General features: G+C 44.1%; 12 protein-coding genes. 11 read left to right on the top strand and 1 reads right to left on the bottom strand.

Annotation, left to right across the window (positions count from 1 at the left end; all coding sequences use genetic code 11):
- Positions 1-263 precede the first annotated feature (263 nt).
- The 11 genes from pyrR (at position 264) to VK080_RS15270 (ending at position 9,967) form a co-directional block, all read left to right on the top strand.
- Positions 264-806: a bifunctional pyr operon transcriptional regulator/uracil phosphoribosyltransferase PyrR gene (gene pyrR, locus VK080_RS15320; protein ID WP_324225641.1), complete on the top strand. Its 543-nt coding sequence runs from the start codon at positions 264-266 to the stop codon at positions 804-806.
- Positions 807-1,243: 437 nt separating this feature from the next.
- The gene (locus VK080_RS15315) at positions 1,244-2,632 is read left to right on the top strand and encodes a solute carrier family 23 protein (protein WP_324225640.1); all 1,389 of its coding nucleotides are present in this window, start codon (positions 1,244-1,246) and stop codon (positions 2,630-2,632) included.
- A gap of 25 nt (positions 2,633-2,657) precedes the next feature.
- Entirely contained in the window at positions 2,658-3,587 is a 930-nt protein-coding gene (locus VK080_RS15310) for an aspartate carbamoyltransferase catalytic subunit (RefSeq protein WP_324225639.1), read from the top strand.
- Positions 3,541-4,824 (top strand): dihydroorotase, encoded by a 1,284-nt coding sequence (locus VK080_RS15305; RefSeq protein ID WP_324225638.1) that lies wholly within the window; start codon positions 3,541-3,543, stop codon positions 4,822-4,824. Before VK080_RS15310 ends, VK080_RS15305 begins: the two co-directional genes overlap by 47 nt.
- On the top strand, positions 4,817-5,095 hold the full coding sequence (locus tag VK080_RS16095) for a carbamoyl-phosphate synthase domain-containing protein (RefSeq protein WP_414672261.1): 279 nt from the start codon (positions 4,817-4,819) through the stop codon (positions 5,093-5,095). The genes VK080_RS15305 and VK080_RS16095 overlap by 8 nt, the downstream gene beginning before the upstream one ends.
- Entirely contained in the window at positions 5,092-5,847 is a 756-nt protein-coding gene (locus VK080_RS15295) for a dihydroorotate dehydrogenase electron transfer subunit (protein WP_324225637.1), read from the top strand. The genes VK080_RS16095 and VK080_RS15295 overlap by 4 nt, the downstream gene beginning before the upstream one ends.
- Positions 5,844-6,761 (top strand): dihydroorotate dehydrogenase, encoded by a 918-nt coding sequence (locus VK080_RS15290; protein WP_324225636.1) that lies wholly within the window; start codon positions 5,844-5,846, stop codon positions 6,759-6,761. Before VK080_RS15295 ends, VK080_RS15290 begins: the two co-directional genes overlap by 4 nt.
- Complete coding sequence (gene pyrF, locus VK080_RS15285; protein WP_324225635.1) at positions 6,758-7,474, top strand: orotidine-5'-phosphate decarboxylase; 717 nt, start codon at positions 6,758-6,760, stop codon at positions 7,472-7,474. Before VK080_RS15290 ends, pyrF begins: the two co-directional genes overlap by 4 nt.
- The gene (gene pyrE / locus VK080_RS15280; protein WP_324225634.1) at positions 7,458-8,072 is read left to right on the top strand and encodes an orotate phosphoribosyltransferase; all 615 of its coding nucleotides are present in this window, start codon (positions 7,458-7,460) and stop codon (positions 8,070-8,072) included. Before pyrF ends, pyrE begins: the two co-directional genes overlap by 17 nt.
- A 312-nt stretch (positions 8,073-8,384) precedes the next feature.
- The gene (locus VK080_RS15275; protein WP_324225633.1) at positions 8,385-9,245 is read left to right on the top strand and encodes a LysR family transcriptional regulator; all 861 of its coding nucleotides are present in this window, start codon (positions 8,385-8,387) and stop codon (positions 9,243-9,245) included.
- A gap of 290 nt (positions 9,246-9,535) precedes the next feature.
- The gene (locus VK080_RS15270; RefSeq protein WP_324225632.1) at positions 9,536-9,967 is read left to right on the top strand and encodes an organic hydroperoxide resistance protein; all 432 of its coding nucleotides are present in this window, start codon (positions 9,536-9,538) and stop codon (positions 9,965-9,967) included.
- 38 nt (positions 9,968-10,005) lie between these two features.
- On the opposite strand, the gene VK080_RS15265 is transcribed toward VK080_RS15270, so the two are convergent.
- Positions 10,006-11,712, bottom strand: coding sequence for an Rqc2 family fibronectin-binding protein (locus tag VK080_RS15265; RefSeq protein ID WP_324225631.1), 1,707 nt, complete (start codon positions 11,710-11,712; stop codon positions 10,006-10,008).
- Positions 11,713-11,769: the final 57 nt, after the last annotated feature.

The following is an 11,769-nucleotide window of genomic DNA, read 5'->3' as shown; positions in this document are numbered from 1 at the left end:
CCCATTTTCTTTAACTGTTCTTTTTATTTTACCATGTTTTGCATAGGGAAGGATAGGCATAAAGAATTTTTACAGAATGTGCTGAAAAAGCATTGACAGGTGATGGGAACTTTGTCATAATTATCTCAAATAAATATAAACCTTTAAAATGGTCCAGTGAGGCTAAAAAGGTACCGGAACGTTGTCATATGTGAGTAATGTGTGTCCAAAACCTTTTTTGCCTCAGTGGTGAAAAGGGTTTTTTCAGTATCAGGGGTGATAGGTTGAGGAAAAAAACAACGCTTCTGGATCAGGCAGCAATGGAGCGAGCGCTGACGCGGATCGCACATGAAATCCTCGAAAAGAATAAAGGCGGTGATCATCTTGTGCTGGTTGGCATCAAAACAAGAGGCATACCGCTGACAAAGCGGCTCCAGGAAAAAATCCGGCAGATTGAAGGCATAACGGTGCCAACTGGTGAGTTGGATATTACCTTGTACCGTGATGATTTGGAGAAGGTAACCGCTAATGAAGATCCGGAGTTAAAGGATACGAAGATTGACGTTGAACTGAAGAATAAGAAAGTCATTTTAATCGATGATGTCCTTTATACAGGCAGAACGGTCCGGGCAGCGATGGATGCGGTCATGGATATTGAACGCCCGGCACAGATCCAGCTCGGCGTTCTGGTAGACCGGGGCCATCGCGAGTTGCCAATCAGAGCTGATTACGTCGGGAAAAACATTCCGACATCTGAGCAGGAAATCATTATGGTTCAGCTGCATGAAGTGGATCAGCAGGATGAAGTGAGTATTTACGAAAAATAATAGAAGGACCTTTAATTAAATCCCGAGAGATTTAAAAGGTCGCTATCAGGAAACGTGTGTGTATTAACAAGACACGTATACCTCTTTGCGGCCTTTCGCAAAGAGGTTTTTTTTATGGCATAAGTGCACTAAGGTTTGTCGAGTTTGTAAATCTCAGCAAAAGGAGAAATGCGGCTTGAAGGACAAGAACTTTTCGTGCAGATAAGGTGCATGCCGGCAGTCACGTCAGATGTTGGCAAAACTCGGGCATACCGCTGTAGATTGTAGCAATATCGCTGTAGATTTGAGCGTTGCGCTATAGTTTGATAGAGAATTGCTTAGTTCAGTGGATATTCGCCGTAATTTGAACAAATTCGCAATCGATCTCATTGGATCAGCTGCAAGATATTGCTTTAATCAAAAAAATTAAAATGAAATGCTAATGGGAGGAGATCGTCATGAGTGAACAGAAGATGGTTATGGATGTCCAGGAGGTGCCAAAACTGCAAAAGTGGGTGGTGTTGAGTCTACAGCATTTATTTGCGATGTTTGGTTCCACTATTTTGGTTCCGTTCCTGACTGGATTGTCGCCGGCAGTAGCACTGATATCAAGCGGTCTTGGAACACTTGCCTATTTACTGATTACCAAAGGAAAAATTCCGGCATACCTTGGATCAAGCTTTGCATTTATTGCGCCGATTATTGGTGCCAGTAGCGCCAGCGGTCCTGCCGGGGCGATGATTGGAAGTTTTTTGGCCGGCGTTGTATATGGCATTGTAGCCGTGTTCATCCGATTATCAGGGTTAAATTGGCTCATGCGAATTTTACCGCCGATTGTTGTAGGTCCTGTGATTATTGTAATTGGACTTGGTCTTGCCTCAACAGCCATTGACATGTCCATGTATGTACCGGGGCTGGATGAAAATGTATACAGCGGTACGCACTTTGGTGTTGCACTGTTCACCTTGGCCGTCACGATTGTTGCTTCAATCTTTTTCAAAGGGTTTTTTGGATTAATCCCGATCCTCATCGGGATTGTTGCTGGCTATGTGTTTGCTCTTTTCCAAGGTGTTGTGGACACAGCAGCTGTCAAAGCGGAATGGACAGCCATCATGTCAGCAGGGTCCATTGGGGAATTCTTTTCCGCAATTTTCAAATCACCGGATTTTATTGTACCGTTTGTCCATTATTCGCCGCTTGACATCATCAGTGGTGAAATCGTACTGCTGATGGTTCCGGTCGCTCTTGTCACAATTGCCGAACATATCGGTGATCAGATGGTGCTGTCCAAGGTTGTCGGAAGAAACTTCATTCAGAAGCCTGGCCTGCACCGATCCATTCTCGGGGATGGCGTCGCAACGGTGATTGCATCTTTTCTGGGCGGACCGCCAAACACGACGTATGGTGAAAATATCGGTGTCTTATCCATTACCAGGGTGTTCAGTGTGTTTGTCATTGGCGGGGCAGCTTTATTCGCCATCACCTTTGGCTTTACCGGCATTATTACAGCTTTGATCAGTTCAATTCCGTCAGCCGTCATGGGCGGAGTTTCAATCCTATTATTCGGGATTATTGCCTCGAATGGTTTGCGCATGCTGATTGATAATCAGGTGGATCTGAGCGACAAACGAAATCTTGTGATTGCATCTGTCATTTTGGTGATCGGTGTTGGCGGGGCGTTTATTCAGTTATCAGATAATCTGCAAATTGCCGGAATGGCACTGTCCGCCATCATTGGTGTATTACTGAACCTTGTATTACCTGGAAAAGAGAGCGGATACGGTAATGGCGCTATGTTTGATGACAGTGAAGTTCAGAAGAAAAAGAACCGTGGTGATGCAGCCTAGTTTGTACTGGAAAGGATGATTTTCGATGCGTCATTTTATATCGACGAGAGAACTTTCGGCCGCTTCCATTTATCGCATTTTGAGTACAGCTGAAGAAATGCGGAAACACCCAGCGTTATTATCGGAAAACTATATTGCAGCCAATTTGTTTTTTGAACCGAGCACCCGGACCAAAATGAGTTTTCAAATTGCCGAAAAGAAGCTGGGAATGGAAAGCCTGGATTTTCAGATGGAAAAATCAAGCATGGCCAAGGGCGAGTCACTTTATGATACGGCGCGGACGTATGAAGCAATCGGGGCTGATATGCTGATTGTCCGCCATACGTGTGCTCACTGGTACGATGAGTTGATTGATCGGACGTCGATTCCGGTCATTAATGCCGGTGCCGGTACAGGGGAGCATCCGACACAGTCGATGCTGGATCTATTGACAATTTATCAGGAATTTGGAACATTTGAAGATTTGAATGTTGTCATAGCCGGTGATATCAAGCATAGCCGGGTAGCACGGTCAAACGTTTATGCATTGGTGACGCTCGGCGCAAACGTGTATTTTGCGGCAGCACCAGGGTTTGAAGATGATTCATTGGGTATACCATATGTGTCAATCGATGAAGCGTGTGACATGTGTGATGTGCTCATGCTGCTCAGAGTCCAGCATGAACGGCATACATCGGCATCGTTTCATTCATTTTCATATCTCGCAAACCACGGCCTGACGATGGAACGCGAACAGAGAATGCAGCGGCATGCCATTGTCATGCATCCCGCCCCCGTAAACCGTGGTGTTGAAATAGATACCAGATTGGTAGAATGTGAGCGTTCAAGGATTTTTAAACAAATGCAAAATGGTGTGTATACACGAATGGCTATCATATCAATTTTGCTGAACGAATGGGGAGTCGAACATGACAATTTTGCTGAAAAATACCAGACAATTATTACAAGACAATGAAACAGTAAAATGTGACATCTTAATTGACGAGCGAAAGATTAAGAAAATAGCATTTGATATCGATGACGATGTTGATACAACGATAGATTGTAAGAATAAGCTTGTGTTTCCCGGTTTTGTTGATGTGCATGTTCATTTACGTGAACCTGGAGACGAACATAAGGAAACTATTGCTACCGGTACAAAAGCGGCCGCATGCGGCGGATTTACGACGATATGTGCAATGCCGAACACGAAGCCTGCTCCAGATCATACCGAAACACTTCAAATACTGCTGGAAAAAATTAATCGGGACGCCAGCGTACGTGTCTTGCCATATGCATCCATCACGAAAGGGTTAAAAGGTGAGGAACAGACGGACATAACCAGTTTGGCCCAATTCGGTGCATTTGCTTTTACGGATGACGGTGTGGGTGTTCAAAGTGCTGACATGATGCTGAAGGCAATGCGAGAAGCGGCTTCTGTTGGAAAGTCGATCGTTGCGCATTGCGAGGATAATTCGCTTGTCTATGGCGGCGTTGTTCATGATGGTGAGGTAAGTGAACGTCTCGGCCTGCCTGGAATCCCGTCATTAAGTGAATCGGTGCAGATTGCCCGTGATGTATTACTGGCGGAAACAGCAGGATGCCATTACCATGTCTGCCATGTGAGTACAGAGGAATCGGTAAGAATCATCCGGGATGCCAAAAATGCCGGTATTCACGTAACCGCTGAGGTAACCCCACACCATTTGTTACTGAATGAAAAAGATCTCCGAGAAAATAATGCTGATTTCAAAATGAATCCGCCTTTGCGTACTAAAGCGGACCAGCAGGCATTAATCGACGGATTACTTGATGGAACAATCGACTTCATTGCAACAGACCATGCCCCACATGCAGAGGCCGAAAAAGCATCAGGCATGCAACAGGCGCCATTTGGCATTGTTGGTCTGGAAACGGCCTTTCCGCTCTTATATACATATTTGGTCAGAACAAAACACGTGACCCTGAAACAATTAATTGACTGGCTGACCGTTAAACCGGCCAAGACTTTCCGATTGCCTTATGGTGTTTTAGAAGAAGGGGCGGCTGCCGATCTAACAATAGTGGATCTGAATAAAACAACATATTTGGATAAAAACGCGTTTTATTCAAAAGGCAAAAACACGCCTTTTCATGGCTGGCAGGTTCAGGGTGTTCCTAAAGCAACTGTCGTTGACGGAAAAATCGTTTATAAGGAGGGGTTGGATGACTGAGCGACAGCTTATTTTGGGAGACGGCATCATTTTCGCAGGCATTGGCTTTGGTGCTGAAAAAGATTCGATGAGAGAAGTCGTTTTTAACACGAGCATGACCGGCAATCACGGCGACAATCTGGTCACAGTAGGACGGTTCCGCCGTGAATCGGTGGAGCATGGCATCGTCTTTTTGAGAAACCTGGATACGGTAAAGGCCATTTTGAATGTAATAGATGCGACAACATTCAGTGTTAAACCAATGATTGATAAACGGGCGGTTCCATTATGATGAAACGTGTTGAGATGACGGTGGCGTCTGTACGGGAAATTGGTCGGGATACGTTTGAAATGATCTTGCAAAATGCTTATATAGCCTGTAATGCCAAGCCGGGTCAGTTCCTGCATTTGCTGGTCGACAGTCGTACGCTAAGAAGACCGATCTCCATTGCAAGTATTAATCAGGAAAACGACGCCGTAACCATTTTATTTAAAATAACCGGTAATGGAACGAAGTGGTTATCTGCGTGTCAGCCCGGGGTGACACTGGATGCCATCGGACCGGCCGGAAATGGGTTTTCTTATGATGAGGCAACAATGGAAACGGCGCTGTTGATCGGCGGTGGAATAGGTATCCCGCCTTTATATGGTCTGGGCAAAGAGCTCAGCAAAAAAGGCATTCATATTAAAACCATACTTGGATTTCAGTCGAAAGAGTATGTATTTTATGAAGGGATGTTCCAGGAGTTCGGAAAAACATATGTCGTCACTAATGATGGCAGTTACGGCAACCAAGGTTTCGTAACAAGTGTATTGGATCAGGTTGGAAATTTTGACCGCTACTTTTCCTGTGGCCCAATCCCAATGCTTAAGGCCGTCACGAATAAGCTGTCCGACCATCAAGGTTCCATTTCACTGGAAGCGCGTATGGGTTGTGGTGTGGGAGCATGTTTCGCCTGTGTCATTCCAACCGATTCAGAAGGGGGATACCGGAAAATTTGTTCAGATGGTCCGGTTTTTGCTGCAGATGAGGTGATGTTATGACAAATTTATCTGTTGATTTACCAGGGTTAAAACTGAAAAATCCGGTAATGCCGGCATCAGGATGTTTTGGATTCGGCAGGGAATATAGTGAATTTTACGATTTGAGTCAGCTTGGGGCAATTATTATGAAAGCCGCAACTGGTGAGGAGCGTTATGGCAATAATACGCCCCGTGTTGCAGAAACAGCGTCTGGTATGCTGAATGCAATCGGACTGCAAAATCCCGGTGTGGAAAAGATTATAGCGAATGAAGTGCCATTCCTGGCAGGGTATGAAGTACCGATCATTGCAAATGTGGCCGGAAGAACAACTGAAGAATATGTCAAAATTGCTTCGACGTTTTACAAAACGAAGGCCGTTAATGCATTTGAACTTAACATTTCGTGCCCGAACGTGAAAAAAGGGGGAATCCAGTTCGGGACGGATCCTGACATGGCCGCCGATGTAACGGCGAAAGTGAAGGCTGCCAGCAATCTGCCGGTCTATGTCAAACTTTCACCAAACGTATCAGACATTACGGCGGTGGCCAAAGCTGTTGAACAGGCAGGAGCGGATGGTTTGTCCATGATCAATACACTTACCGGCATGCAAATGGATTTGTCGGGAAGGAGGCCATTATTGGCCAATCAAACCGGCGGGCTGTCCGGTCAGGCGATCAAGCCAATCGCGATCCGCATGATCTATGAAGTGAAGCAGCATGTCTCGATTCCGATTATTGGCATGGGCGGTATTTCAGCAGCCGAGGATGTGCTGGAATTCCTGCTGGCAGGGGCAAGTGCGGTTGCGATTGGAACAGCGAATTTTCAAAACCCGTATGTTTGTCTGGAAATCATTGGTGAATTGCCACATGTTTTACAAAAATATGGTTTCGATTCGGTGAGCGCTGCTATCGGAAGGGGGCATTATGCTGCATGAAGGGAAAAATATTTCTGGCATTGGATTTTCCGGCATGGCAAGAAGCAGAGAATTTTATAGCGCAGAATGAACTTTATGGCGTTCCTGTCAAGGTGGGAATGGAGCTTTTCTACCGTGAAGGCCCCCGGTTGATTAATACGTTAAAGCAACATAATCATGATGTTTTTCTCGATTTAAAACTTCATGACATTCCCACAACTGTTATGAAGACTATGAAAAATATTGCCGGGCTTGGCGTTGAAATGGTAAATGTTCATGCCTTGGGCGGAAGCGACATGATTCAACGGGCGAGAGAGGGGTTAATGGCTGGTTCGTCAGCATCTCGCGTACCAAAATTGATTGCTGTTACGGTACTGACATCAATGGATAACAGAACCGTGAACGATGAAATGAGGCTGCAAGGAAATGTGCAGGATAATGCTGTTCATTTTGCCGATTTTGCCTGTCAAAATGGCGCGGACGGTGTGGTCTGCTCAGTACATGAAGCAAACAGGATTAAGGAAGCCTGTGGTTCGTCATTTTTAACCGTAACACCAGGAATTAGACTGTTGGATTCAGCGGATAATGATCAAAAACGGATTGCCACGGCGACATTAGCCCGTGAAAATGGGGCAGATATTCTTATTGTGGGACGGGCCGTCACAAATGCCGGAAATCCGAGGGCAGCATATGAAAAAGTACAAAAGGAGTGGAAACATGGAATTAAGTCATGAAATAGCAAGCGACCTGCTTTATATAAAGGCGGTTCAGATCAGGCCTGATGATTATTTTACCTGGACATCGGGAATTAAATCGCCAATCTATTGTGATAACCGGTTAACGATGGCCTATCCAGGCATACGTAATAAGATTGCGTACGCATTTGTCCAGATGATTAAAGCGATGGATCGAAAGCCCGACATCATTGCCGGCTGCGCAACGGCAGGAATTCCGCATGCGTTATTGGTTGCGGATAAACTTGATCTGCCAATGGTTTACGTTCGGTCTAAACCAAAAGGACATGGAAAAGAGAATCAAATTGAAGGGAAGCTGGAATCAGGACAGCTTGCTGTCGTCATTGAGGATTTAATTTCGACTGGTAAATCTTCCATTGAAGCAGCGAAAGCATTGCAACAAGAGGGTGTGCATGTACTTGGTGTCCTGGCGATTTTCACATATGGATTAGGAAAGTCGAGTAAGTTATTTTCCGAAGCTGCGTTGGATTATAAAACCATCACAAATTATGATGACATATTGCGATTATTAAAGCGTGAAGGCAACATTAGTGAAAATAAAGGCAAAGCGCTGCAGGCATGGCGTGATGAACTTTAGGTTTGTGAGATCATTTGAATGGTTCCATATGTGAAGAATAAAATCAAGGGATCCATGAATTATAAATTGCTACTCTTTTAATTTGAGCGATTGGGCAACATATTCATTGTATTCTTTAATCACCGAGACAATTTCATCTATTTTCTTAACCGAATAAGACAAAGCAATCGATAAAGATTAGCTGACCTTGATGGATAACCGGTCAGCTTTATGTTTGGCTGGAAGTTCACCAGGACGATCGATGTGCAATAAATAATATTTTACGTTATAATCAAAATAAATAACAATTAATTATCAAACGAGGTATCATTCATGAAAATAGACGACTATGAATTACTTTTGAAACTGAATGAAATTGGTACAGTCCGTGGTACGGCTAAGGCTGTTTTAATTTCGCAGCCTGCTGTGACCCAGCGTCTGAAATATATTGAGGAATATTTTGGCGAATCGATATTCATCCGTACGTCCAAAAGTCTGGTGCTCACCCCTGCCGGCGAAATGATTCTGGAACATGCCAGAAACGTAATTGAGCAGGAGGAAGCGATTAAAAGCTCGCTTGCCCAATCAAGCGGTGAAGTGCAAGGGACGCTGTCGATTGCTTGTTCATCCTTGGTCAGTCAGCGGTTTTTGCCAGCAATTTTGGGTGAATACACGCATGCATTTCCGAAAGTGACGATTGATCTTGTCACAGGTATCAGTGAAGACATTAAGCGTGAACATAAAAACTATCATGTTTGTATTATCCGTGGTGAAAAATTAAAGGAAACGGTCAGCCAGCCATTATTTGAAGACCCGTTATATATCTTTGATACCGAGCCATTCCCGGACAATCAATTAAAGGAACGCCCGCTCATTTCATTTAAGAGTGATGACAGTATGCACGAGTTGGTTGATAATTGGCTTTATTATCACCAGGGACAGATCAAACCGATAAAAATGATCAGTGTCGATCAGATTGAAACATGCAAACAATTAATGAAGCAGGGACTTGGGATGGCAGTGCTGCCAAAAAGTGTTTCCGATTCCATGATGGATGAGTACCCGCATGTTCCACTGCTGCTTGATAATCAACCTGTTACACGTGACACATGGGTTTGCTACCAGGAAGGCGTCCGCAGTCTGCCTCAAGTTGATCAGTTTTTATCCGCTTTATTGGGTAAAGAATTTCTTTAAAGAGGTTATTCAAAAAGTCCGGTAATCATCACATATCGACAGAGGTTCTTCTGTTAAGACTGCCCACGTCAATCGCCAACTATAGACATCATCACAAAACAAAAGAAGCACGCTGCTTGAAACGACGCCGCCTAGAACGTTGATGCGATTGACGTGCTAGTGCCGGCATTGGCGATTGTCGTCGCGAACTTAACCGCCGTTCTATCCTTATTGAACACGCACCTTAAGTGTTTTAATTGCCGAAAGAAAAGGGAACCATATAATAGAACTATTTAAAGGAGTGAATATTCATGAGTGACGTTATTTTTACATCAAAAGCTACGGCAAAAAACGGACGCGATGGACATGTACGGTCAGCTGATGGCTTAATCGATTTAGATCTGGTTAATCCGGCAAACGATAAAGAGTCCAAGGGTTCCAATCCGGAACAGCTATTTGCGGCGGCATACTCGGCGTGTTTTGATGGGGCACTTAACCTGGTGGCATCAAAACAGAATAAAACAATTGACTCAGAAACGACTGCAGAAGTCAGCTTTTTAAAAGATCCAGAAGATAATGGCTTTAAAATAGCCGTTACCCTCAACATTCAAATTGAAGGGGTTAATCCGGAAGAAGCTGAAGAACTTGCGCAAGACGCTCATCAGGCCTGTCCATATTCAAAGGCAACGCGCGGCAATATTGATGTCACATTAAACCCTAAGGCAGTTGAAAAGCCAAGCTGACATCGTATCGAAAAAGACGGATAATCCAATCAATCGGATCATCCGTCTTTTAATTTTTCCGAAATGTTTTTTTCCGGTGTCACAAACAGTGTTTTCTGGTTGTCATAGATGACATAGCCGGGTTTGGCGCCGTTCGGTTTTCGCACATGTCTCACTTTTGTGTAGTCAACAGGAACAGACGATGACTGGTGTGATTTACTGAAATAAGCGGCCAGCTGGGCTGCTTCCAGTAATGTTTCTTTGCTTGGCTTTGTGGAACGAATGACCACATGCGAGCCCGGAATATCTTTCGTGTGCAGCCAAATGTCATCACGATGTGCCAGTTTCTTGGTCAAATACTCATTTTGTTTATTATTTTTGCCGACTAAAATGACCGTCCCATCGGAAGCCATGAATTTTTCGGGATTAGGTTTAGCTGGTTTCTTTTTATTTTTCCCCTGTTTTTGTTTCTTTAGGTATCCTTCTTCACGCAACTCATCGCGAATCTCCTCGATATCCGCTTCTCTTGCGGCATCAATTTGCTGCAGCAGCTGATCGAGATAAGTAATTTCGTTTGTTGCCTTGACCATTTCCTGTTGCACTTTTTCTTTTGATGTTTTTAGCTTCTGATACGTTTTGAAGAAGCTTTGTGCATTTTCGCTGGGGGTCTTGTTAGGGTTTAGTTCAATCGTGATTTCGTTTTGTTCGGGATCGTAATAGTCTATAACCTTGACTTTGGAATCGCCGTGCTTCACCTGGTGCATGTTTGCCGTCAGCAGTTCACCAAGCCGCTGATACGTAACGGCATTTTCCGCTTTCTTTAACGTCTTTTCATGTTTTTTTAGTTTGCGCGTATTTTTGTCTCGTTCATTTTTTATAAACTGATATAAATCTTTTGCCTGCTGTTTAACCCGGTCACGCTCAGCTTTTCCGGAATAAAAGGCGTCGAGCATTGTATTTGTATCGTTGAAAGCTTCCGGATTGCTTTCTAAATGTGTAATCGGAAGCACATGAAATTCCTCTTTGCCGTTCCGATAAATGGCCGGTGTAAAACGATTATGCTTAATCAACGCTTGCATATTTTCGAATTTTTCCTGATATATTTCGATGGCACCGAGCTTGGCCTGATGAACAATCTCGTTTGCAATGAAGGGTGAAATGCCAACCAGTGTCCGGACAATTTGTTTCGCTATTTTTCCTGCATTAAAATCCAATTTACGGATAAATGTTTTACCGTCGATTTCCAAAGGATTCAGCTTGTTCTGGCTTGGCGGAAGTTTGTATGGATGTCCCGGCAAGATCGTGCGGTAACGATTTTGGGAAACGGAAATGTGCTTCATGCTGTCCAGAATATGTTCTTTTTCCCCGTCGACCAGCATCACATTGCTGTGTTTACCCATCAGTTCGATGATCAGTTTTTTGGTTGTGACGTCCCCGATCTCATTTCGTGACTGGACCGTGACAGTAATAATCCGCTCCATTCCGTATTGTGTGATTGATTCGATAACCGCCCCTGAAAGGTATTTTCGTAGCAGCATACAAAACATCGGCGGTTCCTTTGGATTGTTGTAAGAATCCTTCGTTAAGTGTATGCGTGCATAAACGGGATGTATTGATAACAGAAGTGAATGGTTCTGTCCTTGACTGCGTATGGTGAATACAAGTTCCGTGTCTGTTGGCTGATAAATTTTGGCAATTTTACCGGGAATGATTTTTTCATTCAGTTCATTTGTTACAGCGCGGGTAACAATTCCGTCAAATGGCATATGATCGCCTCCTCCTGCATTTGGCGCTTGCACTTTTCTCTCTATTATAGCATTTTT

The sequence above is a fragment of the Lentibacillus sp. genome (assembly GCF_035301925.1).
Lineage (GTDB): Bacteria > Bacillota > Bacilli > Bacillales > Amphibacillaceae > Lentibacillus.
This window is presented reverse-complemented; position numbering and strand designations above follow the sequence as displayed.